Genomic DNA, 23,201 nt, shown 5'->3' with positions numbered 1-23,201 from the left:
CGTGGAGACATCCACGCATCCGCGCGATGAAATCGGTTCCAATGAATGGCAGCAGGACGACACGTTCCCCGGGCGCGTTTCCGGCGCCCGGGTCCATGTCCTCCCAACATGACTCAGGCGCCTGGTCCGCTCGGAATCGCGGGTGGCCCATCGGCCGCGGTGCGCAGCGGCGCGCTGCCGCTTGCGGGCCGACCGCAGTCCTGCATGGCGCCCGGCATGCTCATCCCTTGACGCTGCCCAACAGCAGGCCCTGGATGTAGTAGCGCTGCAAGGCCAGGAACAGCAGCAGCACCGGCACCACCGTGACCACGGCGCCGGCCATCATCATTTCCACGTCCATGACGTGCTCGCGCGAGAGCGTGGCCAGCGCGACCGGCAAGGTGTAGTGCGCCTGGTCGGTCAGCACGATCAGCGGCCACATGAAGTCGTTCCAGGCGGCCATGAAGGTGAAGATGGTCAGGGTCACCAGCACCGGCTTGAGCATGGGCAGCACGATCTGGAAGAAGATCCGCAGCTCGCCTGCGCCATCGATGCGCGCCGCTTCCAGCAGTTCGTCGGGGATGCTGCGCGCGTACTGCCGCACCAGGAAGATGCCGAACACCGTGGCCAGCGTGGGAATGACCACGCCGGCGAAGCTGTTGACCAGGCCGAGCTGCTTCATCAGCAGGAACAGCGGCAGCATCGCCACCTGCGCCGGGATCACCAGCGCCGCCAGCAGGATCTGGAAGATGCGTTCGCGCCCGGCGAAGCGCAGCTTGGCGAAGGCGTAGCCGGCCATGGTGTTGATCAGCAGCGAGCCCAGGGTGATGGACACCGATACGATCAGGCTGTTGACGAAGTTGCCGCCCATGCCGGTGCGCCCGAACAGCGTGTGGTAGTTCTCCAGCGTGATGCGCGAGGGCGTCAGCGGCGGCGGGTAATGGCTGGCCTCGCCGCTGGGCATGAAGGACACCGACACCATCCACAGCAGCGGCCCCAGGGCGAGGATGGCCAGCACCAGCAGGCCGCCATTGACCAGCACCGCATTCCAGCGCGTGCCTCCGACTTCGCGACTCAAGACATCCTCTCCTCTGCAAAGGCTCGGCCGTAGGCCCGCTCCATAAAGCTGGCCCGCGCCGACGTGTGGCCACGCCGGGCCATCGGGTGAACGCTCATACCAGGTCCCGCTTGCGCCCGAAGCGCAGCATCAGCGAGGTCACCGCCAGGATGATGAGGAACAGCAGGAACGCCACGGCCGAGGCCCGGCCCAGGTTCCACCACTTGAAGCCTTCCTCGAACATGAAGTACAGCACGCTGACCGTGCTTTGCAGCGGATCGCCACGCGTCATCACGTAGGGCTCGGCGAACAGCTGGAAGTAGCCGGACACGGTGATCACGCCGACCACCAGCAACACCGGCCCCAGCATCGGCAGGGTGATGTGCAGGAACTGCTTCCAGCGGTTGGCGCCATCGATGCGCGCCGCCTCGTACAGATCCTGCGGGATCGCCTGCAGGCCCGCCAGGAAGATCACCATGTTGTAGCCGAAGTTCTTCCACACCGCGAACAGCATGATGGTGGGCATCGCCCAGTGCGGGTCGCCCAGCCAGTCCACCGGGTCGATGCCCAGATGCCCCAGGCCCCAGTTCACCAGCCCGTAGCGGGTGTTGAACAGGTAGCGCCAGATCACCGCCACGGCCACCACCGTGGTCACCACCGGGGCGAACAGCGCGGTGCGGAACAAGCCCTTGAAACGGGCCACCGGCGCGTTGAGCAGCATCGCCGCGCCCAGCGACAGCGCCAGCGACATCGGCACGCCGAGGATCACGAAGTAGGTCGTGTTCCATAGCGACTTCCAGAACATCGGCGTCTGTAACAGCTCGATGTAGTTGTCCAGCGCCACAAAGCGCAGGTTGGAGACATCGGATAGCGCGTACAGGTCGAAGTCGGTCACGCTCAGCAGCAGGGCCGAGGCCACCGGCAGGCCGAAGAACACGCCCAGCACCAGCAGCGAGGGCGCGGCGAAGATCCAGCCGGCCAGCGAAGTCCTGGAACTCATGGCGATGCCCCCTGACCTGCCGCTTGCCCTGCGTGGTCGCGGGCATAGATCCATCGGCGCTTTTCCAGCAGCTCATCCACGCGCGCATCCAGGTCGCGGGTGGCCGCCTCCTGCGGCTTGCCGCCACGCACCACGCGCTCGGTCTCCAGGCGCATCTCCTGCATGATCCGCTCCCACTCCAGTACCTTCGGCGTCGGCTTGACCCGCTCGAGCTGGTCGCGGAAGGCCAGGGCCAGTGGGTCGTTGGCCAGCGAGGCGGCCTGCCAGGTGCTGCGCCGCGGCGGCAAGTCGCCGATGATGCTGTAGAAGCGCTCCTGGATCCTGGGCTGGGACATGAACTCGATGAACTTCCACGCCGCCTCCTTGTGCTCGGAGTCGCGGAAGATCACCAGGCTGGTGCCGCCGGCGATCCCGGCGCCCGGGCCGTTGGGACCGGGCAGCGGCATGGTGCCCCAGGCGTCCTTGAGGTTGGCAGGCGCCACCTTGCGGAACTCGCGGATGTTCCAGGGACCGGAGACATAGAACACGTAGTAGCCGTTGAAGAATTCGTCCCAGACATTGGAGATCTGGGTCTCAGACACCGCCGGTGCCCAGCCCTGCTGGAACATGTTGGCGTAGAAGCCCAGCGCCTTGCGAAAGCCCGGCGCGGAGAAGTTGCCGCGGGTGTCGTGGTCCTTCAGAAGCGGATCGTCGGTCTGCAGGCCAAAGGAGAGCTGCTGCTCGAACTCGTTGATCGGCATCAGCGTGGCGAAACGGTCCTTGCCCACCATGGCCTTGATCTTGGCCATGGCCGCCTCCCACTCGGCCCAGCTCTGGATGGGCAGCTTCACCCCGGCCTGCTCTACCAGGTCCTTGCGGTAGAACAGCAGCCGCGTGTCCACGTACCACGGCACGCCCACCACCTGACCGTCCACCACGTTGGTGTCCCAGATGCCCGGGAAGTAATCGGCCTGGTCGATGACGCTGGAAGCCTCGATGCGCGAGCGCAGCGGCTCCAGCGACTTGAGCGCGGCGAACTCGGCCAGCCAGGTATTGCCCAGCTGGCAGACATCGGGAAGATCGTCCGCGGCAAAGGCGGTCAGCAGCTTCTCGTGGGCGGCCGTCCAGGGAATCTGCTGCACGCGGATCTCGATGTCCGGGTGCGCCTGTTCGAACTCCGGCAGCAGCTCGCCCACCACCTCGGCCTCGCGCCCCATGGCCCAGAACGACACCACCTGCTTGCGCTTGTCGCCGCCCCCGCAGCCTGCGATCAGGACCAGCAGCACCGCCACCAGTCCAAGCCGCAGGGCGCGCCTGGACCTTTTTTCGAACTCATGCATCAGTCGATCAATCCGGCTGCTGCGGGCGCGAGGGCGACTCGGCGGCGTCGGCCGGCGGGTCGCTGGGGATGCGCGACTCGGCCGTGCCCAGCGCACGCGCCGTGGCCGCGTCCGGGTCGCCCATGGTGCTGGCCGGATCGGGCTTCTCGCCCTCCGGCGCCAGCCAGCCACCGCGGAAACCGGCACGCTCCAGGCCCTGGCGGATGTGCGGGTTCTTCTTCATCACGTTCCACACGAACTCGTTGCGGTAGTTGGCGATCATCGTGAGGATCGGCCCCTGGTCGATGCCGATGTAGTCGCTGGCGACCCACCCATGGCCGGGCACGATGCGGCCGGTCTTGATCGGGATCTCGTAGGTGAAGCTGGGGTTGAACGCATCCAGGAAGCCGTAGCTGGAGTACAGGTAGTCGCCGTAGCGCTTGTGCATCTCCTCGGTGGCCGGGATCACGATCTCCGGCGCGAATGGCAGCGAGGCCACGGCCGCGGTCGGGGCGATGGTGCCGTCGTCGAAGACATCGCGCAGGCCCACGCCGCGCGCCGAGTAATGGCGGAACTGCCGCTGCTCGCCGCGATACTCCTGGGTGGTGTTCTGCGGGCCGTCCGAGGCGGTCAGGCCCCACACGTTCTCGCCGTAGTCCTTCCACTTCATCGGGTTGTTGATGGCGTACTGGCGATGGGCATAGGCGGCGCGGCGCGAATTCTCGAAGTAATCCATGCCGTGCTCGCGCATGTAGTCGTCCTGGATGCCGCGGAAATCCACCCAGACATGCGTGTACTGGTGCCAGAACATCGGCCCACCGGCCAGGTACTCCTGGTCCTGGAACACGCCCCACACATCGTTGTAGGTGCGGGTCCAGACCTGCCAGGCATCGGGGTCCACCGGGTGGGTGGGCGAACCCAGCGCCAGCAGATAGACCAGCATGCCCTCGTTGTAGCCCTTCCAGTCGTGCTTGATGACCCCGCTCTCCGGGAACCAACCCATCGAGATCAGCGGCTTGTTCTCCTGCAGGAAGCTCCAGTCCACGCGGCGGTAGATCTTCTCGGCCAGGTCACGGATCTCTTTCTCGCGCGGCTCGTCGGCATCGTAGTAGGACTGCGCGAACAGCACGCCCATCAGCAGCAGCGAGGTATCCACGCTGGACAGCTCCACCCACGAGTTGTAGCGCTCGCCGGTCTGCATATCCAGGAAGTGGTAATAGAAGCCCTTGTAGCCGGCCGTCCCCTTGTCCTGCTTGCCCTGCTTGAGCCCATACAGGAATTTCAGGGTCGCCAGGGTGCGGTCCACCGCCTGCGTGCGGCTGACCCAGCCGTTCTCGATGCCGATCGGATAGGCGGTCAAGGCAAAGCCCACCGACGCCACGCTGGCGAAGGGCCGCGAGGGATAGCGGTCCGGTGTCATGCCGTTGAGTTCGTTGCTGGTGTCCCAGAAGAACTGGAACGTGCGCCGCTCGATATCGCGGAACAAAGGCGACAGCTCTGGCTTCTTGTCTTCCACGGGCAATTCCACGGGCGGCCTGCCGGTCACGCGCACCGGTTGCAGCGGTGCGGGCGGGGGTTTCTTGTCACAGGCGGCCAATCCCGCAAGCAGCACCAAGCCGCTGGCCATGAGCAGAGACGACAGACGCAGTGACTTCATCGGACCGACCTTCTGAAACCGGTTACATCTTAACGCATAACCTCCATTCAAAGCCTGACTACCCTCTTCATATTTGGTAGGGGTCGCACGTCGCCACACGGCTGCGGAGAGGGGAGATTCCGCTGCACCGCAGCGCAAGCTCCCTCCCCTGTATCGGGGAGGGAGCGACCGGTAATTACCAATCCAGTCCCAGCGAAAGCTTGAACAACCGCGGCGGCCACTCGGTGTTGACGCCGTTGCGCTGGCCCAGCAGTGCGCTGTTGTAGTCGGTGTTGTAGTCGGTGAAGTTTTTCCAGTTGAAGACGTTGAAGATGTCGCCACGGACCCGGAACTTGATGTCGCTGCCGGTATCGAAGGTCTTCTCGATGGCCAAGTCGAAGGTCTTGTAACCGATCGTGGTGTCGGGTGTGTACGAGGCGAAGCGGCAGTTGCCATCGCCCGCACGGCAATCCACCGCCGACAGCGGCTCGGGCGTGGCCAGGGTCAGCTTGCTGGAGACGATGAAGCCGGCAAAACCCACGGTGCCGGTGGCCACCAGGCGATGGCGCGGGACACCGACCGAGCGCAGGAACGGCTGCCCGTCCAGGTTCGGCAGGTCGAACAGGTAACGCTCGCCCGTGTTGGCGCTGCTCAGGCGATTTTCCTTGGCATCGCTGAAGGTATAGGCCAGGGTCACGCCCCAGGGCGACTCATCGCTGTAGGGCTTGTCCGCCGACAGCAGCAGCTGGTTGAGCTTGGTGTCGATCCCGTTGTCGATGAGGATCAGGTTGCCGTAACCGGGGATCGGCTCATCGAACGCCGCGCAGCCCCACTGCGCGCCGGTATCGCAACCGTGGAAGGACCCGTCCGGATAGCGGTTGCCCAGGGTGAACAACAGCCCGTCGTAGCTGCGGATATGGGCGATGGCCGCCGAGGTGTTCCATTCCACGCCGGCCAACTCGACGATGTTGCGCATGCCGATGCTGAACTGGTCCGAGTAAGGCGTCTTGAGGTTGTTGTTGATCAGCTGCACTTCCGAGCCCAGGTTCGGGTTGGCCGCCGCCAGCCCGTCGAGCGTGGCCTGATCAAGGTAGGCCGGGTCCCAAGCCAGGCACGTACCCGTCCCCACCGCGCAAGGATGCGCCTCGGTGTTGAAGTTGTAGGTGTAGCGCGCAAAGGAGGTCGTCAGCTGCTCCAGGGCCAGGTAGTCGAACAGGTTGCGGTCGAACGAGCGCCCGGCACCGCCGAAGATCACGTGCCGCTGGTCGCCGGTCAGGTCGTAGGAGAAGCCCAGGCGCGGGGCCCAGTTGTTGTCGTCGGCCTTGCGGTTGGAGCCAGTGGAGATGTAGTCGTTGACGTCGTAGTCCGTGTTCTGGACATTGGGCCAGCTGCGCATGGCAGCGGCGATTCCCGGCGGGGTCACGAAGTCCTGGTAGGCGGGCGACTCCTCATAGTCATAGCGCACGCCCAGGTTGAGCTCGAAGCGGTCGGTGACCTGCCAGTCGTCCTGCAGATAGATGCCGTACTGCTTGTTCTTGGAGGTCACCGCGCCCGCCTGCATCCCCGGCAACGCGGAACGGAACTGCACCCGGTACGGAATGAAGCTGTCCAGGGTGTCGCGGCCTGCGTCCCGGTTTTCGTAGTAATCCACGCGGTACTGCGGACTGGCGGGATTGCGCTGCAGTGAGCTGACTTCCACGTCCTTGTACTTGACGCCGGCCTTGATGGTGTGGCCCTCCAGACCATAGAAGGTCAGGTCGTTCTGCAGACCATTGCCCTTCTGTCCCTTGTCCTGGAAGTCCGGACCGCCACCGATGTTGAGGATGGCGGTGCCGTCAGCCTGATTGATCAGGTTATTGGTGATCTGGTAGCCCGGACCGAAGGTCACCGGGCGCGGGCTCCAACTGTCGTCCTCGCGGGTCAGGTGCAGGTCGTTGAGCCAGTTCTCGTTGCTGAACTGCCAGCGCAGGTCGAAGCGCTTGGAGTCGTTGCTCTTGTCGCTGCCGTAGCTGGGCACGTTGGGACCATCGCCGACGTTGGTCACTTCCGTCTCGTCGCGGATCTTGGCGGACAACTCGAACAGGTTGTTGTCGTTGGCCTGGAAGGTCAGCTTGCCGAACCAGTTGTCCTGCTCGAACGGCGCGCTGGCCGGGCCCAGGTACTGCGCCAGCTCGGGCGTCAGATCGGCCTGGTTGAACGCGTTGTCGCCCACGCGCACCGTGCGCGGGCGCTCGATGCGCTTGGCCTCGTAGGTGGCGAAGAAGAACAGCTTGTCCTTGATGATCGGGCCGCCGAAGGAGGCGCCGAACTGCTCCTCGCTGGACGGCACCTTGGTCCCACCGTTCTGGTCTTCGGCATAGGTCGCTTCGCGCCAATCGGTGGTGGTGTAGTCGCGGAAGAACTGGCCCTGGAACTCGTTGGTGCCCGACTTGGTCAGCGCGGTCACCGCGGCGCTGGAGACCTGGTCGTATTCGGCCTTGTAGTTGGAGGTGATGACCTTGTACTCGCCGATCGCCAGCTGCGGGAAGGGATTGCCGCTGGAGGAGTCCTGGCCGCTCACGCCGCCGGGCAGCACGTAGTTCTTCTGGCCGACGCCATCGATGAACACATTGGTGCCGTTGGCGCTCTGCGCGCCGCTGCGCAGGCGCGTGGAGCCATCGGCGCCCTGCTCGAAGATCATGCCCGGCACGGTGTCGGCGAAGGCCAGGAAGTTACGCGAGGCCTGCGGCAGGGCGCGGATCTGCGCCTGGCTGACATAGGTGGCCACTTCCGAGGTCTTGGTCTCGGCGATCACCGGCGGCGCGGTCACCTTGACCGCGTCCAGGTTCTGCGCATCGCCCTGCGGGGTGACCGCCGCGGTGGCGGCCGCTTCGAGGTTCAGGGTCGCGGTCTGACCCACCTGCAGCGTCAGTTCCTTGCTGCTGGCCTGTCCGTCGGCGACCACGTCGACCTTGTAGGGGCCCGGCGGCAGGCCGCCTACGATGTAGTTGCCGTCCGCGCCCACGCGTGCCGTGCGCGCCAGGCCGGTGGCCGTATTGGTCACCGTGACCGTCGTGCCCTCGCCCGCACCGCCGACCTGGCCGCGCAAGGTTGCGGCGGTGGATTGCGCATAGGCCAGTTGCGACGTGCCCAGTGCCAGGCAGCTCACAAGTGCACCGCTCAACAGCGAGCGCACGGGGGTGCGCTTGCGAATCAGATCCTGCTTCATGACATCCCTCCAGTTGATTCCTGACCGAGCGTCCTGCGGCGGGATACCTGAAACGCGCTGGGCGCGGTATGCCACGGTGAATCCTCACGCAGGAATGCTCAGACGACGAGCGCCGATGGTCAGCGCGTAACGAACGCCGATTTCCGCTCGTCTCGTAGCGGCTCAGGCGGCGTTACGTTCATGCGATGCCATCAAGCTGGCGCAGAGTTGAACCGCTGCGCTGTGAGCATGAGGTGTACAAAGCACGTCAAGACAACGCACCTGCTTCCTTCGCCGCTTCCAAACGGACCAAAGGCAAGTGCACGACTCGCCACGGAAGCGCCAACCCAACGAGCGCGGATTGAAGACGACAGGCAACGAAGCGCTGCTTCCAAGCAGCGCCTTCTACGCCAAGCTTCACCGAGGTTGCCCAGGCGGTGGACTTCAACTCCGCATCGCAGGCGTCATTGCTGCAGCGCAAAATCGATCGATGAAAGCCTGGTGGCCAGGCATGGCATCGACACAACGCGCGATGGTCTGCTCCACCCCGCTGAGGAAGCCGCGCAACTCCTGTTCGGGTATCTGGTCGACCAGCGGATGATAGGACCGCGGCATCACGCCCTGCCCCACCATCACCTGCACCCAGCTGATCTCTCCGAACATCTCTTCGCCATTGCGGTAGAAGCGGCCGCTATCGCGGAACAGGTCCAGGTTGCCCTGCAGCTCGGGGGTGATCGTCATGTTGCGACACTCGCGCCAGAAGGCGGTGTCGTCGCGCTCGGTCGCGTGGTAGTGCAGCACCAGGAAATCGCGGATACGATCGAACTCGAATGCGAGCCTGTCGTTGTAGCGCTGCACCAGCACCGGGCTGAAGCCATCCCGTGGGAACAATTCCAGCAGCTTGGCGATGCCGGACTGGATCAAGTGGATGCTGGTGGATTCCAACGGCTCCATGAAGCCACTGGACAACCCCAGCGCGACGACATTGCGGTTCCAGCACAGCTTGCGCCTGCCGGTGGTGAAGCGCAGCGGCCGCGGATCGCCCAGCGGCTTGCCGTCGAGATTGGCCAACAGCGTCGCGGCGGCCTCGTCATCGCTGAGGTGGGCACTGGAATACACATAGCCATTGCCGGTGCGATGCTGCAGGGGGATGCGCCACTGCCATCCCGCGGCACGCGCGGTAGCGCGCGTGTAAGGCGTCGGTGGCCCCACCTTCTCGCAGGGCACGGCCAGCGCGCGGTCGCATGGCAACCAATGGGTGAAGTCGTGGTAGCCGGTCTTGAGCGCCTGCTCGATCAGCAGCCCGCGAAACCCCGAGCAGTCGATGAACAGGTCGCCGCCCACCTCGCGCCCATCCTGCAGCCTGATCGTGGTGACATTTCCCGACTCCGGATGCAGCTCGACGGCATCGACAATGCCCTCCAGGCGGGTCACGCCCCGTTGTTCGGAGTAATGCCGCAGGAAGCGCGCGTACAGTCCCGCATCGAAATGGTAGGCATAGGCGATGTTGGCCAGCGGCGATTCGGGCGGCACATCCGTAGCCGATGTCATGAACTTGCCAGCCAGGGCCGCCGCGGTATTGATCGTGTAGGCATCCAGCGGCTTGGCCCAGCCCTGCTGCCGTGCCTTGAACCAGTAGTTCTGGAAAGCGAGCAACCCGGCGGACTGGCCGATCTTGCTGCCGAACCCGTGCACGTAGGACTTGCCGAGGCGCTCCCAGTCCACGAACTGGATGCCGAGCTTGAAGGTTCCCTGGGTCTTGCGGACGAACTCCGCCTCGTTGATCCGCAGGAGATTGTTGAACGCGCGGATATGCGGGACGGTCGCTTCGCCGACGCCCACGGTGCCGATCTGCTCGGACTCGATCAGGGTCACGGCCACCGAGGGGCCGAGGACCTGCGCGAAGGCGGCCGCCGCCATCCAGCCGGCGGTCCCTCCTCCAACGATCACAAGACGCTTGATCACGATAGAACCTCGACTGGGACGAATCGCTTGAACATGAACCGAAGACGGGGCCTTTCGGCCCCGTCGTTCGAAACGCAGTGACGCAACGCAGGTCGGTCAGAACTTGTAGCCAACCTCAAGCGTTACCGTACGCGGGAAGTAGAAGATACTGGCGTCGCGATTGACCGTCACGTAGCTCGTATCCAGCTGCCCGTTGGCACCAAAGTAATTGCCGCCCGGTCCACCGAAGCGATAGCTGTCGAAGTTCTTGAAGTTGAAGGCGTTCAAGAGGTTGATACGCGCAGTCAGCTTGTTGTCACGCCAGACATTGAATTCCTTCGTGGCCTGGAAATCGACCGTGCGGTAGCCCCAGATATCGCCGCCCACCAGGAACTTGCCGTTGCCCGGCGGCACGAAGCCGATCAGCTGACAGGTCGAACCGTCGAAGTCCCGACGGCCGTAGCAGGCGACCGTGTTGATCGGCGTGGGCGTTTCCAGCACCAGCTTGGCACCGAAGGTGATGCCCCACGGACCATCCATCGAGGCCGAGGCGGTGAAGCGATGCGACGGCTGGTTGCTCGACTTGACGAAGGGGAAGTACTGCAGCCTGGACTTGTCGAAATAATCGAACTGGCTGTCGTTGTTGCGGCTGTTCTGACGGGCGCTGGTATGGGTGTAGGCGAAGTTGGCGCCCCAGCCGGACTCCTTGGTATAGGGCTTGTCCGCCGAGATCAGCACCTGGGTGCTGCGCTGCTCGACGCCGTTGTCGCCCAGGATCGTGCCGCCGTAGCCGGGGACGTTGTCGCCGCCCCACTGACTGCCGCTGTCGTCGAAGAACCTGCCGTCGTCCTGGCGGATGGCGGTGGTGTAGCCAAAGCCGTCCTTGGCCAGGATGCGCTGCACCGTCACGTCGGTCAGCCAGTCGCCAACCTGGTTGGTGATACCCAGGCTGAACTGGTCGCTGTACGGCGTGCGCAGCTTGTTGTTGAGCATGAACGACTCGGCAGCGCCGCGCGAGGCCGGGACAGCCGTCAGGTTGTCATTACCGTTCAGGTAAGCCGGGTCCCAGGCAACGCAGGCAGGCCCGGTGATGGCCACGCAGCTCCCGCTCGGGTCTTGGAACTCCAGGCGCACCAGGGAGATCGAACCCTTGTGCCTTTCGAATGCCAGATCGCGGAAGAGGTTGCGATCATAGGAACGACCGGCACCGCCGTGGATCACGCTGGTCTCATCGCCGAACATGTCGTAGGAGAAGCCGAAGCGCGGAGCCCAGGCGTCCTTGAAGTTCTTGCGGTTATGACCGGTGCTGATGTAGTCGGCAGGATTGATCGCGTCGATGCCGCCATTGAGCCAGCGGTTGACGAACGGCTGCCCCGGGTTGTCCGGGTCCGGACCATAGAGCGCATCCACGTAGGCCTGCGGGGTGACGTGGTCGGTGTAGGCGGGAACGTCTTCGTAGTCCCAGCGGATACCGACATTCAGCATCAGGCGGTCGGTGGCCTGCCAGTCGTCCTGGATGTAGAAGCCGTACTGCTTGGCGGTGGTCTCCACCAGCGGCGTCAGGCCCGGCGTATTGAACGGGGCGATGAACTCCACGCGGTAGGGATTGGCGGCCAGGGTCCGCGTCGCCGGATCGAACTCCCAGGAGAACTGCGGGTTGACCGGCTGTCCATCGCTGGACTCGAGCTCGATATCGCGGTAGTTGAAGCCGACCTTGACGGTGTGCTCACCGCCCCAGTTGAAGCTGTTGAAGGTCAGGTCGTTCTGCACCGACCAGCCCTTCTGGCGCTGGGCCTGCAGGCTGAACCCGCTTGCCGGGCCGACCTGGAGCAGCGAGGCTTCCTGCACCGGCGGACCACGGTTGATCACCGTATAGGTAATGCCGTTGCCGTAGGTGGCCGGAACCTTGCTGTTCTCCGAGTCCTGCGTGCTCAGGATCATCTCGTTGTAGAACAAGCCGCCGTAGTGCTGCCATTTCAGGTTACCGCGCGAGTCCTTGTTGACACGCAGGTCGCCGTGCTCAGGGGTGCTGAGGCCGCCGACGTTGCCCAGCATGTCCTCGTCGCGATACTGCCCGCTCAACTCGATGCGGTCGTTCTCGCCGATATCCCAGCTCAGCTTGCCGAAGTACAGGTCTTCCTGGAACGGAAGCGTGGTGGAGCCGTAGTAGCTCCTCAGGTTGTCGGGCAACAGGTCAGAGGCGTTGCCCGAAGCGGCATCGGCCTGGATCGAGCGTGCGTAGATGTTCTCCTTGCCTTCATAGGCCACGAAGAAATGCATCTTGTCCTTGATGATGGGTCCGCCCAGCGCGAAGCCGTACTCCTTGACCTGGGAATCGTCCTTGTCGTCCTCATCCGGGCGCTTGGCGCGGAGGTTCTCGTTGGTGAAGCGATAGAACAGCTCGCCTTCGAACTCGTTGGTACCCGAACGCGTTGCCGCGGTGATGGCGGCGCCGCTGATCTGGCCGTACTCGGCCTTGTAGTTGGACGTGATGACCTTGTACTCACCGACCGCCAGCTGCGGGAACGGATTGCCCGCGCTTTCGTACTGGCCCGCCACGCCGCCCTGCTGCACGTAGCTCTTCTGGCTGACACCATCGATGTACAGGTTCGACGAGCTGGTGTTGGTCACGCCGCCGCGCAGCGTGGCACGCCCCTGGTTGTCGATCTTGAACTGCATGCCCGGGACCGTATCGGCGAACTCGAGGAAGTTGCGCGTGGCCTGAGGCAGCTGCTGGATCTGGCGGAGGGAAATCGTGTTGCCGACCTCGGAGGTCTTGACCTCGCGCGTCAGCGGCGCGGTGACGGACACGGTTTCGAGGTTGGTCGCATTCCCCGCCGGAGCGGCGGTGGGGGCTTCGATGTTGAGCGTCGAAGCCGACGCCACGGTCAGCGTCACCTCGCGCACCACGCCACCTGCCTCAACGGTGTACTCGCCCGGCTGCAGGCCGACGATGGTGTAGTTGCCGTTGGCGCCGATGACGCCGCGGCGGACGGTGCCGGTGGCCTTGTTGGTCGCGGTCACTTCCTGGCCGGCATCGGCCGTGGTGACGGTGCCGCGCAGGGTCGAGGTCGCGGTCTGCGCGAACGTCGGGGCCGATGCCAGCATGGCGGTGGTGAGCGCGCATGCCAACAGGCTACGCGCCGGACGACGCGCGAACTTCATGGTCTTCATATGTTTCCTCCCCAAGGACCGCCCCCGTGGGCGGCTGGTGTACGTGGTTGATTCGAAAAACAGGATTGACGCAATTTCACAACTTGGTCTTACGCAGCCCCTGGCTGCCGTGCATCAGCGCGGCGAGTTCCTCCCGGCGAGTCGCGGATCGCTGGATTCACGGACAACCAGCTCGGGCGTCAGCGTGCGCACCGAGACCGTGGATCGCTCGTCGGTCGCAACCGATTCGAGTAGTTTTTCCATGGCCAGCCCGCCCAGTTCGGCGATGCTCACGCGCATCGTGGTCAGCTTGGGATGGACGAAACGGGCCAGGGGAATGTCGTCGAAGCCGGCCAACGCGATGTCGTTGGGCACCGAGATGCCGGCTTCGTTGAAGGCGTACAGGCAGCCCAGGGCCATCATGTCGTTGGCCGCGAACACCGCGTCGGGGCGCTCGGCGGCCGCCAGCAGGCGGCGACCGGCCTCGTAGCCGGAGGCTTCGTCGAAATCGCCGGCCTCTTCCCAGGGCGCCACGTCCGGGCACAGGCGCGCCAGGGCTTCGCGATAGCCGCGCAGGCGCTCGTGCGCGTCGAAGTTGTCGGCCGGCCCGCCGATGAAGGCGATGCGGCGGTGCCCGGCACCGACCAGGTGCTGCAGCATGGCGTTGGCGCCGCCGTAGTTGTCGATGTTCAGCACCGGGTACGGCAGGCCCGACAGCGAGGAGTTCACAAGCACCACCGGCAGCGACCCTGGCAGGTTGTCGGCGAGGAAATCGCCGCCTTCGCTGTAGGGGGACAGCAGCAGCAGGCCGTCCACGCGGCCGCGCATGGCGCGCAGCGCCTCGCCCTGCTGCTCCTGGTTGCCGTGGTAGCTGGACAGCAGCAGGTGCTGGCGGCGGGCGCGGGCCACGCCGTCGATGCCGCGGATCAACTCGGAGAAGAACTCACCGTACAGGTCCGGCAACACCACACCGATGGTGTGGGTGCGCCGGCTGCTGAGCATGCGCGCCGCCGCGTGCGGCTGGTAGCGCAGGCGCTGGGCGGTCTCCAGGACATGCTTGCGCACGGCCTCGGCGACGTTCTCATGTCCATTGAGCGCGCGGGACACGGTCGCCACCGAGACCTCCGCCTCACGCGCGACATCCTTGATCGTGACTGTGCCGCTCTTTGCCACTGACCGCCTCACACCAGGTTCGATGGGCGCGGACTGTAAGCGGTTCCATTCCAGAATGTAAAGTGTTTGATAAACCGCTGGAATAACGGTTACTTATCAATCACTTGCAAGGGCGCCAGACTCTAAAATTACTGTTGCGGCGCACCAATATGATGCCAATTTGTGTGCGCCGCACCCCGCTATGGCTCGCCGGGGGCTCGCGCATGGACCGAAAGGGCGTGGATATCGGTCTGCATCATGTCGCCGAGCGCGGCATAAACGGCACGATGACGGGCAAGCGATGGCTTGCCCTGGAACACCGCGCTGACCACCTCGACCCGGAAATGTCCCCGCCCGTCTCGCGCGCCTGCATGCCCGGCATGCAGGTGGCTTTCGTCCTCGACCTCCAGCCGCTGCGGCCGCAGGTGCTCGGTCAGCAGCTGCCTGATCCGCTCCAGCCGGCTCACGGCAGGACCTTGCGGAACGGGCGAACGTCGACCCGGGCATAGACGCCCGCGGCGACATACGGGTCGGCCTCGGCCCAGCTGCGCGCGGCCTCCAGCGACTCGAACTCGGCGATCACGATGCTGCCCGAATAGCCCGCCGGGCCCGGATCCTCGGCGTCCACCGCCGGGCAGGGCCCGGCCAGCAGCAGGCGGCCGGCCTCGGCCAGGGCCTGCAGGCGTTGCAGGTGCGCCGGGCGCGCGGCCGCGCGCAGGGCCAGGACATCGGCACCGTCGTGCCCTTCGATCGCATACCACATCGCTTGCGTACTCCGGTCATGGTCAGGACCGGATTGTAAGCGTGGCGGTGCTGGACACTGCCGTTGCCAGCCCGTACTCTTGGCGACGTTGCATGGCCTGATACCCCGGCCCGTCGAGAACACGGCACAGACCGCTCCGACGGCCCGTCCTCCCGGTTCTCGCCAGCGTGCACCAGCCTTTCACCCGGACACCGCCATACCAGGCGCTCCCCGCTTGCTTGGCTGCAGGGCGAAGCCCTCGCCATGACCGCGTCACCGCCCGACCCGAAGCCTCCGCCGTCCGCGCCGGGGCCGCGCCCGCAGTTCCCGCAGTATCGAGATCCGGTTTCGACCTGATGAGTTCCGACCTCGCGCAAGACGCGAACCCGCAAACCCGGCCCGACGCCCCGCAGCAGCAGGAAATGCCGCTGGCGACGGTGCATGGACAGCCGGTGCTGGAAGTCCCGCGCGACCTGTACATCCCGCCGGACGCGCTGGAAGTCATCCTGGAGGCCTTCGAAGGCCCGCTGGACCTGCTGCTGTACCTGATCCGCCGGCAGAACCTGGACATCCTGGACATCCCGGTGGCCGAGATCACCCGGCAGTACGTGGACTACATCGGGGTCATGCAGGAGCTGCGCTTCGAGCTGGCCGCCGAGTACCTGGTGATGGCCGCGATCCTGGCCGAGATCAAATCGCGCATGCTGCTGCCGCGCCCGCCGGTGGAAGAAGGCGAGGAAGGCGATCCGCGCGCGGACCTGGTACGCCGCCTGCAGGAGTACGAGCGCTTCAAGCAGGCGGCCGAGGACATCGACGCCCTGCCCCGCCAGGACCGCGACACCGCCGTGGCCGCCGCGCACGTGCCCGAGCGCGTGGCGGTCAAGGTCCCGCCGCCGGTGGAGCTGAAGGAAATGCTGCTGGCGTTGCGCGACGTGCTCAAGCGCGCCGAGCTGTTCAGCGGCCACGCCATCAAGCGCGAGGCCCTGAGCGTGCGCCAGCGCATGGGCGAGGTACTGGGCCGGCTGGATGATGGCCTGTTCCACCGCTTCGAGTCGATGTTCAGCGCCGAGGAAGGCAAGCTCGGCGTGCTGGTGACCTTCCTGGCGATGCTGGAACTGGCCAAGGAACAGCTGTTGGACATCGTGCAGGAAGCCCCGCTGGCGCCGATCTACGTCAAGTCGCTGGCGCTCAACAACACCAACGAGCCGCTGCAGTTCAACAGCGAGTTCGACGACAGCGACGCGGCCAATGACGACGCCGCGGTCTGAAGCACGTGCCCAGGCACGACATTCCAACGCGCCTGCGCGCGCAGTGAACCGAAGCGATTCATGGATCAAAGCCTGATCAACCGCATTGTCGAGGCCGCCCTGCTGGCGACCGCCCACCCGATGCCCGCCACCCAGCTGTACGGCCTGTTTCCCGAGGAGGCGCCGGCGCCGGAGGGCAGCATCGAAACGGCCCTGGAGATCCTGCGCGAAGGCTGCGCCGAGCGGGGCGTGGAGCTGGTGGAGGTCGCCTCCGGCTACCGCTTCCAGGTCAAGCAGGAAGTCCACGGCTGGGTCTCGCGCATGTGGACCGAGCGCAAGACCAAGTACACCCGCGCCACCCTGGAGACCCTGGCGCTGATCGCCTACCGCCAGCCCATCACCCGCGGCGAGATCGAGCAGGTGCGCGGCGTGGCGGTCAGCAGCAACATCATCCAGGCGCTGGAAGAGCGCGAGTGGATCCGGGTGGTGGGGCACCGCGACGTCCCCGGGCGCCCGGCCCTGTTCGGCACCACCAAGGTTTTCCTGGACTACTTCGGGCTCAAGAGCCTGGACGCGCTGCCGCCATTGTCGGAACTGCGCGATATCGGAGAGCTGGAGCCGCAGCTGGCGCTGGGCAACGCCCCGATGCCGGCCGCGGGCGCCAGGCCCGAGGACGCGCCCTCTCCGGCGGTGCCCGAGGGGAGCGAAGACGGCGCGCCGCAGGACCAGGGCGATGACGCCTTGCCGCCGGCGCAGACCCCGGACGGGGCCATCGTGGCCGAGCGCGAGACCGACCAGGACCTAACAGACATCGCAACACCGCAAGCCCCGCCGGAAGACCCGGCGGTCACGCAAGACACTCCGGAAGACGGCACGGTCCATACCCCTGCCGATTCCGATCCTGAAACCCAAGAAGACGACGCCAATGTGGTCTCGTCGGAGCAGAAGTCATGAACAACGCACCCCGCAACAAACTCTCGCTCAAGCGCGCCACCGACACCGACGAGGCCCCCGTGGCCAAGCTCGAGGAGCGCCTGCACAAGGTCCTGGCGCAGGCCGGGCTGGGCTCGCGCCGCGCGCTGGAGCAGCGCATCGCCGAGGGCCTGGTCAAGGTCAATGGCGAGACCGCGCAAACCGGCATGTCGGTCAAGACCGGCGACAAGATCGAACTGGACGGCCGCACCTTCGTGGCCAGCGCGCTGACCGAGGCGCCGCGCGTGCTGATCTACAACAAGCCCGAAGGCGAAGTCACCACCCGAGACGATCCCGAAGGCCGCCCGACGGTGTTCGAAGCGCTGCCGGCCCTCAAGGGCGCGCGCTGGATCGCCATCGGACGCCTGGACATCAACACCACCGGCCTGCTGCTGCTGACCACCGATGGCGAGCTGGCCAACGCGATGATGCACCCGTCCTACGAGGTCGAGCGCGAATACGTGGTGCGCGTGCGCGCCCCGGAAGGCGAGCAGACCGTGCCGGACAACATCGTCGACCGCCTGCGTCGCGGCGTGGCGCTGGAAGACGGCCCGGGCAAGTTCGACGAGGTCGAGAGGATCGGCGGCACCGATTCGCACGACTGGTTCCGGGTCGTGGTCAAGGAAGGCCGCAACCGCGAAGTGCGCCGCCTGTGGGAATCCCAGGGCTGCCAGGTCAGCCGCCTCAAGCGCGTGCGCTACGGCCAGGTGTCGCTGCCGCAGCCGCTGCTGCGCGGCCAGTCGCAGGATCTGCCCGAGGCGCAGGTGCAGGCCATGCGCCAGCAGCTGGGCCTGGAGGAAGGCGCGCCGGCCGCGCTGACCCTGCAGCCGGTGATCGGCCAGCGCAAGGCCGCCAAGGCCACCGTGCAGGTCAGCCGCGACGGCCGCAGCCAGGCCTACGTCAACGGCCACAACACCGCCGACGAAGGCCGCGAGCTGCGCCGCTTCGACCACGTGCGCGAAGATCGCGGCCGCGGTCGCGGCAAGGGCGGCGGCTTCAAGGGCGGGCTGACGGTCAGCGGCGAAGCGGCGGCCAAGCAGTCGCAGAAGCCGTTCAAGCAGCGCAATCCCAAGGGTCCCAAGCCGCTGCCCGACGGCAATCCGGCTGCGTTCCGCACCTGGTACGTGCCCGATGGCGTGGAGACCGGTCCGTCCGGTCACCGCAACGCCGGCCCGAAGAAGCCCTTCGGCGGCAACCGCGGTACCAAGGCCGCCGGCCAGGGTGGCCCGGGCGCCGCTCGCGGCGCCGCGGGCGGCAAGAGCTTCGGTGGTGGCCAGGGCCAGGGCCAGAAGCGCGGCAACGCCTCGCCCAAGCCTTATGGCCACCCCGGCAATGCGCCGGCTTTCCCGTCCGATTACGCCACCCCGGGCTACAGCCCTTACGGCCAGCCGCAGCAGAACCGCGGCCCGCGTCCGGCTGGTCGTGGCAACCGCCCCGGTGGCGGCGGTCCGCGCCCCGGCGGTAATGGTCCGCGCGGCCAGGGCCGCCCGGGTGGCGGCAACCGCGGTCCGCGCGGTGGCGGTCACGGCTGAGCCTGCGACGGGCAGCACCGCGCCCGTCCCGTTTTCCGCTCATCCCGCTCTTCTTGGTGCCTCAAATGAGATCAACTCTCATCTAGGTTAGACTCTCGGGCGCCTTCCCCCATCGAAATCCACGTCATTCCATGTCTGCAGCGTTCGGTACAGAAACCGTGCTTGAGGTCCGTCACTGGACCGATGCCTATTTCAGCTTCACCACCACCCGCAACGAAGGCTTTCGTTTCGAGAACGGCCAGTTCGTGATGATCGGGCTGCAGACCGAGGCCAAGCCCCTGCTGCGCGCCTACTCCATCGCCAGTGCCAACTGGGAGGAGCAGCTGGAGTTCTTCAGCATCAAGGTGCAGGACGGCCCGCTGACCTCGCGCCTGCAGCACATCAAGCCCGGCGACCAGATCCTGGTGGGCAAGAAGCCCACCGGCACGCTGCTGATCAGCGACCTGCATCCGGGCAGGAACCTGTACCTGCTGGGCACCGGCACCGGCGTGGCACCGTGGCTGAGCGTGATCAAGGACCCGGAAACCTACGAGCGCTTCGACCGGGTGATCCTGACCCACGGCGTGCGCTACGAGAAGGACCTGGCCTATCGCGACTATTTCGAGCACGGCCTGCCCAACCACGAGCTGCTCGGCGAGATCCTGCGCGACAAGCTGATGTACTACCCGGCCGTGACCCGCGAGCCCTTCGCCAACCGCGGGCGCCTGACCGAGCTGATGGCCAGCGGCGAGATGCAGCGCACGCTGGGCCTGCCGCCGCTGGACCCGGCCAACGACCGCTTCATGATCTGCGGCAGCCCACAGATGCTCTCGGACCTGCGCACCTTGCTCGACGCGCGCGGTTTCGAGGCCTCCCATCGCATCGGCAGCCCGGGCCACTACGTGTTCGAGCGCGCCTTCGTCGAGAAGTAAGACCGCCGCAACCTGTCCGGGTCAGTGACCAGACGCCGGGCAGCGGCGGCCGTGGCTGCCGATCCTGGCTGCCACTCAGCCCAGCGCCTGGAGGATGTCGCGCTCCAGCGCCTCAGGCTTGGTCGTCGGTGCATAGCGCGCGCGGACCTGACCCTCGCGGCCGACCAGGAACTTGGTGAAGTTCCACTTGATGGCCCGGGTCCCCATCACCCCGCGCTTCTGCGCGCACAGCCACTGCCACAGCGGGTGCGCCGCCGCGCCATTGACCTCGACCTTCTCGAACATGGGAAAGCTGACCTCGTAGTGCAGCGCGCAGAACTGCGCGATCTCCGCCGCGTTGCCCGGCTCCTGGTGACCGAACTGGTCGCAGGGAAATCCCAGCACCACCAGGCCGGCCTGGCGATGCCGACGCCAGAGCGCTTCCAGGCCTTCGTATTGAGGCGTAAAGCCGCACTTGCTGGCCACGTTGACGATCAGCAGCGCCTGGCCGGCAAAGTCGGACAAGGGCTGGCTCTGGCCCTCGAGTCGGCGCGCGCTGAAGTCGAAGGCCGTGGTCATCGTGTCCCTGTCCTGTGTGTCATGCAGTTCGGCCATCATGCCTGCTCTGTGGGAATTGGGCACCCGGTCCAGCCCACCCCTGTCCTTTGTCACGGGCTCGTCGCCGGCGCGCTGGGCTAGGCTTGGCGGACACGTTCTCCGGAGTCGCCCGCTTGACCACCCGCCTCGCCCTGGCGCTTGCCGCCACCCTGGGATTTGCAATGCCCGCCTACGCCGCTGCCGCCACGCCCGCCGCCAATGCGGCCTCTGCGAACCTGTTCTTCAGCCAAAGCCCGCTGCCGCTGCACTATCCGCAGTTCGACAAGGTCAAGGACAGCGATTTCGCGCCGGCCTTCGACGCCGGCATGGCCCAGCAGCTGAAGGAAATCGAGGCCATCGCCAACCAGAAGGCCAAGCCGACCTTCGACAACACCATCATCGCCATGGAGAAGAGCGGCCAGATCCTGGACCGCGCCACCACGGTGTTCTTCAACCTGGTCGGCACCGATACCAACGATGCGCGCAAGAAGCTGCAGGCCGAGTACGCGGGCAAGTTCGCCGCCCACCGCGATGCCATCAATCTCAATGGCAAGCTGTTCGCGCGCATCCAGGCGCTGTACGACACCCGCACCTCGCTGGGCCTGGACGCGCAGGGCGTGCGCCTGATCGAACAGGTCCACACCGACTTCGTGCGCGCCGGCGCCAAGCTGGCCGACGCCGACAAGGCCAAGCTGAAGGAGATGAACGGCGAGCTGGCCAAGCTGGCCACGCAGTTCAGCCAGAACGTGCTGGCCGAGGTGAACGATTCGGCCATCGTGCTGGACGATGCCAAGCAGCTGGCCGGCCTGAGCGAGGGCGAGATCTCCGCCGCGGCCGACGAGGCCAAAGCCCGCAAGCTGCCGGGCAAGTACGTGCTGACCCTGCTCAACACCACCGGCCAGCCGCCGCTGACCAACCTCACCGACCGCAGCACGCGCGAGAAGCTGCACAAGGCCTCCATGGCCCGCGGCAGCCGCGGCAACGCCTACGACAACACCGCGATCGTTTCGCGCATCATGACCCTGCGCGCGCAGAAGGCGAAGATGCTGGGGTACCCCACCTACGCGGCGTACTCGCTGGAAGACCAGACCGCCAAGACACCCGAGGCGGTCAACGCCATGCTGGGCAAGCTGGCCCCGGCCGCGGTGGCCAACGCCAAGCGCGAGGCCGCCGACCTGCAGGCGATGATCGACAAGGAGCAGAAGGCCGCCGGCAAGCCCAGCTTCAAGCTGGAAGCCTGGGACTGGGCCTTCTACAGCGAGAAGGTGCGCCAGGCCAAGTACGACTTCGACGAGTCCCAGCTCAAGCCCTACTTCGAAATGAAGAACGTGCTGGAAAACGGCGTGTTCTATGCGGCCAACCAGGAGTACGGCCTGAGCTTCAAGGAGCGCACCGACCTGCCGAAGTATCGCGAGGACACCTACGTCTACGACGTGTTCGACGCCGATGGCTCGCAGCTGGCGATCTTCATCTTCGACCCCTACGCACGCGCGTCCAAGCGCGGTGGCGCGTGGATGAACTCCTATGTGTCGCAGTCGGAGCTGACCGGCTTCAAGCCGGTGGTCGCCAACCACCTCAACATTCCCAAGCCGCCGACCGGCCAGCCCACGCTGCTGACCTGGGACGAGGTGACCACCGCGTTCCACGAGTTCGGCCATGCGCTGCACGGCATGTTCTCCAACGTGAAGTACCCCTACTTCTCCGGCACCAGCGTGCCGCGCGACTTCGTCGAGTTCCCCTCGCAGGTCAACGAGATGTGGGCGGACTATCCGTCCATCCTCAAGCACTATGCCAAGCACCACCAGACCGGCGCGGCCATGCCGCAGGCATTGCTGGACAAGGTGGTGGCGGCGGCCAAGTTCAACCAGGGCTTCACCACCACCGAGTACCTGGGCGCGGCGATGCTGGACCAGCGCTGGCACCAGATCAGCGTGGACCAGGTGCCGGCCGCGGCCGGGGTGATGGATTTCGAAGCCAAGGCGCTGGCCGCCGATGGCATCGCCTACGCCCCGGTGCCGCCGCGTTACCGCACGCCCTACTTCAGCCACATCATGGGCGGGTATTCGGCTGGCTACTACGCCTACATCTGGTCGGAGGTGCTGGATGCCAACACGCAGAAGTGGTTCGAGGACCATGGCGGCCTGAGCCGCGCCAACGGCGATCGCTTCCGCCAGACCCTGCTGTCCCGCGGCGGCAGCATGGACGCGCTGGAACTGTTCCAGAACTTCGCCGGCCACGCGCCGCAGATCGAGCCCCTGCTCGAAAAGCGCGGACTGACCAGCGAGGGCGGCGCGGCCGGATCCAGCAAGTAAGCTCGTCCCCTGCCTCGCATGCGAAGAAGCCGCGGATCTTTGCGGCTTCGTCGTTTCAGGCGGTGCTTCAGGCCCTGCGCGTCAGTCGATGACCTGCGCGCCACTGGCGGTGGGGACGGTGCTGTGGATCTGCCCGGTGCGCGGGTCCAGGACGCGGTTGGTCCCCACTTCCACGGCGCCGGAGATGGGCTGACCGGCTCTGTCGGTGACCACGCCCGGTGTCGCTGGCTTGACAGCCTCGGGCTTGCGCGGTGCCTGGTCCTTCAACGTCGCCGGACCGCTACGGGGGATGGCCGGGGGCACCGCACGCTTTGCGGCGTCATCGGCCAGGCGCGGCGTGGCCGGGCGCTGAGGGGCCGGCACGCTCAGCCGCGGCGCGTTGGGATCCTGCGGCCTGGCCGTTTGCGCATGCGCCATCGGCGAGGTCGCAGCGATCGCCAGCACGGTGGCCAGCGTGATCGGCCTGCGGGAAGGCTTGTGCATGGAAAGCTCCTGCTTACTGC

The 23,201-nt window shown here is 66.0% G+C and carries 16 protein-coding genes and 1 pseudogene; 5 read left to right on the top strand and 12 right to left on the bottom strand.

Features of this window, described 5'->3' with window-relative positions; translation table 11 throughout:
* Window positions 1-220: 220 nt before the first annotated feature.
* The 10 genes from EPA99_RS04690 to EPA99_RS04645 all read right to left on the bottom strand — a co-directional run bounded on the left by EPA99_RS04690 (window position 221) and on the right by EPA99_RS04645 (window position 15,169).
* Window positions 221-1,057: a carbohydrate ABC transporter permease gene (locus tag EPA99_RS04690; protein WP_129470036.1), complete on the bottom strand. Its 837-nt coding sequence runs from the start codon at window positions 1,055-1,057 to the stop codon at window positions 221-223.
* Window positions 1,058-1,151: 94 nt separating this feature from the next.
* Complete coding sequence (locus EPA99_RS04685; RefSeq protein ID WP_129470035.1) at window positions 1,152-2,036, bottom strand: carbohydrate ABC transporter permease; 885 nt, start codon at window positions 2,034-2,036, stop codon at window positions 1,152-1,154.
* A complete protein-coding gene (locus EPA99_RS04680) occupies window positions 2,033-3,355 on the bottom strand; it encodes a sugar ABC transporter substrate-binding protein (RefSeq protein WP_129470034.1) in 1,323 nt (440 codons plus the stop codon). The genes EPA99_RS04685 and EPA99_RS04680 overlap by 4 nt, the downstream gene beginning before the upstream one ends.
* A gap of 7 nt (window positions 3,356-3,362) precedes the next feature.
* Window positions 3,363-4,982, bottom strand: coding sequence for a glucoamylase family protein (locus tag EPA99_RS04675; protein WP_241688284.1), 1,620 nt, complete (start codon window positions 4,980-4,982; stop codon window positions 3,363-3,365).
* 184 nt (window positions 4,983-5,166) lie between these two features.
* Complete coding sequence (locus tag EPA99_RS04670; protein ID WP_129470032.1) at window positions 5,167-8,178, bottom strand: TonB-dependent receptor; 3,012 nt, start codon at window positions 8,176-8,178, stop codon at window positions 5,167-5,169.
* 423 nt (window positions 8,179-8,601) lie between these two features.
* Entirely contained in the window at window positions 8,602-10,122 is a 1,521-nt protein-coding gene (locus EPA99_RS04665) for a tryptophan halogenase family protein (protein ID WP_277751640.1), read from the bottom strand.
* A 96-nt stretch (window positions 10,123-10,218) separates the two neighbouring features.
* On the bottom strand, window positions 10,219-13,275 hold the full coding sequence (locus tag EPA99_RS04660; protein ID WP_129470031.1) for a TonB-dependent receptor domain-containing protein: 3,057 nt from the start codon (window positions 13,273-13,275) through the stop codon (window positions 10,219-10,221).
* A gap of 114 nt (window positions 13,276-13,389) precedes the next feature.
* On the bottom strand, window positions 13,390-14,427 hold the full coding sequence (locus EPA99_RS04655; RefSeq protein WP_129470030.1) for a LacI family DNA-binding transcriptional regulator: 1,038 nt from the start codon (window positions 14,425-14,427) through the stop codon (window positions 13,390-13,392).
* 179 nt (window positions 14,428-14,606) lie between these two features.
* The gene (locus tag EPA99_RS04650) at window positions 14,607-14,873 is read right to left on the bottom strand and encodes a BolA family protein (RefSeq protein WP_129470029.1); all 267 of its coding nucleotides are present in this window, start codon (window positions 14,871-14,873) and stop codon (window positions 14,607-14,609) included.
* Window positions 14,870-15,169, bottom strand: a complete 300-nt coding sequence (locus EPA99_RS04645) for a YciI family protein (RefSeq protein WP_129470028.1) — start codon at window positions 15,167-15,169, stop codon at window positions 14,870-14,872. The genes EPA99_RS04650 and EPA99_RS04645 overlap by 4 nt, the downstream gene beginning before the upstream one ends.
* Window positions 15,170-15,504: 335 nt before the next feature.
* On the opposite strand from EPA99_RS04645, the gene EPA99_RS04640 reads away from it, so the two are divergent.
* The 4 genes and pseudogenes from EPA99_RS04640 to EPA99_RS04625 all read left to right on the top strand — a co-directional run bounded on the left by EPA99_RS04640 (window position 15,505) and on the right by EPA99_RS04625 (window position 19,810).
* Window positions 15,505-16,416, top strand: coding sequence for a segregation and condensation protein A (locus tag EPA99_RS04640; protein ID WP_129470027.1), 912 nt, complete (start codon window positions 15,505-15,507; stop codon window positions 16,414-16,416).
* 60 nt (window positions 16,417-16,476) lie between these two features.
* Window positions 16,477-17,062: pseudogene (scpB, locus tag EPA99_RS04635) on the top strand (SMC-Scp complex subunit ScpB); the annotation flags it as partial.
* A 283-nt stretch (window positions 17,063-17,345) separates the two neighbouring features.
* On the top strand, window positions 17,346-18,899 hold the full coding sequence (locus tag EPA99_RS04630) for a pseudouridine synthase (protein ID WP_129470025.1): 1,554 nt from the start codon (window positions 17,346-17,348) through the stop codon (window positions 18,897-18,899).
* Between the two features lie 131 nt (window positions 18,900-19,030).
* Window positions 19,031-19,810, top strand: coding sequence for a ferredoxin--NADP reductase (locus EPA99_RS04625; RefSeq protein WP_129470024.1), 780 nt, complete (start codon window positions 19,031-19,033; stop codon window positions 19,808-19,810).
* A gap of 75 nt (window positions 19,811-19,885) precedes the next feature.
* On the opposite strand, the gene EPA99_RS04620 is transcribed toward EPA99_RS04625, so the two are convergent.
* Window positions 19,886-20,368, bottom strand: a complete 483-nt coding sequence (locus tag EPA99_RS04620) for a glutathione peroxidase (RefSeq protein WP_129470023.1) — start codon at window positions 20,366-20,368, stop codon at window positions 19,886-19,888.
* Between the two features lie 152 nt (window positions 20,369-20,520).
* On the opposite strand from EPA99_RS04620, the gene EPA99_RS04615 reads away from it, so the two are divergent.
* On the top strand, window positions 20,521-22,698 hold the full coding sequence (locus EPA99_RS04615) for a M3 family metallopeptidase (protein WP_164978563.1): 2,178 nt from the start codon (window positions 20,521-20,523) through the stop codon (window positions 22,696-22,698).
* Window positions 22,699-22,779: 81 nt separating this feature from the next.
* On the opposite strand, the gene EPA99_RS04610 is transcribed toward EPA99_RS04615, so the two are convergent.
* The gene (locus tag EPA99_RS04610; RefSeq protein ID WP_129470022.1) at window positions 22,780-23,181 is read right to left on the bottom strand and encodes a hypothetical protein; all 402 of its coding nucleotides are present in this window, start codon (window positions 23,179-23,181) and stop codon (window positions 22,780-22,782) included.
* Window positions 23,182-23,201: the final 20 nt, after the last annotated feature.

The organism is Pseudoxanthomonas composti, from assembly GCF_004122095.1.
Lineage (GTDB): Bacteria > Pseudomonadota > Gammaproteobacteria > Xanthomonadales > Xanthomonadaceae > Pseudoxanthomonas_A > Pseudoxanthomonas_A composti.
The sequence above is the reverse complement of the archived record's forward strand: the minus strand, read 5'-3'. Positions and strand labels throughout refer to the sequence as shown.

Excerpts from the sequence above, each read along its gene's own strand:
- EPA99_RS04670 (WP_129470032.1), bottom strand. The coding sequence starts at position 8,178 with ATGAAGCAGGATCTGATTCGCAAGCGCACCCCCGTGCGCTCGCTGTTG.
- EPA99_RS04660 (WP_129470031.1), bottom strand. The coding sequence starts at position 13,275 with ATGAAGACCATGAAGTTCGCGCGTCGTCCGGCGCGTAGCCTGTTGGCA.
- EPA99_RS04685 (WP_129470035.1), bottom strand. The coding sequence starts at position 2,036 with ATGAGTTCCAGGACTTCGCTGGCCGGCTGGATCTTCGCCGCGCCCTCG.
- EPA99_RS04645 (WP_129470028.1), bottom strand. The coding sequence starts at position 15,169 with ATGTGGTATGCGATCGAAGGGCACGACGGTGCCGATGTCCTGGCCCTG.
- EPA99_RS04630 (WP_129470025.1), top strand. The coding sequence starts at position 17,346 with ATGAACAACGCACCCCGCAACAAACTCTCGCTCAAGCGCGCCACCGAC.
- EPA99_RS04625 (WP_129470024.1), top strand. The coding sequence starts at position 19,031 with ATGTCTGCAGCGTTCGGTACAGAAACCGTGCTTGAGGTCCGTCACTGG.
- EPA99_RS04680 (WP_129470034.1), bottom strand. The coding sequence starts at position 3,355 with ATGCATGAGTTCGAAAAAAGGTCCAGGCGCGCCCTGCGGCTTGGACTG.
- EPA99_RS04610 (WP_129470022.1), bottom strand. The coding sequence starts at position 23,181 with ATGCACAAGCCTTCCCGCAGGCCGATCACGCTGGCCACCGTGCTGGCG.
- EPA99_RS04640 (WP_129470027.1), top strand. The coding sequence starts at position 15,505 with ATGAGTTCCGACCTCGCGCAAGACGCGAACCCGCAAACCCGGCCCGAC.
- EPA99_RS04620 (WP_129470023.1), bottom strand. The coding sequence starts at position 20,368 with ATGACCACGGCCTTCGACTTCAGCGCGCGCCGACTCGAGGGCCAGAGC.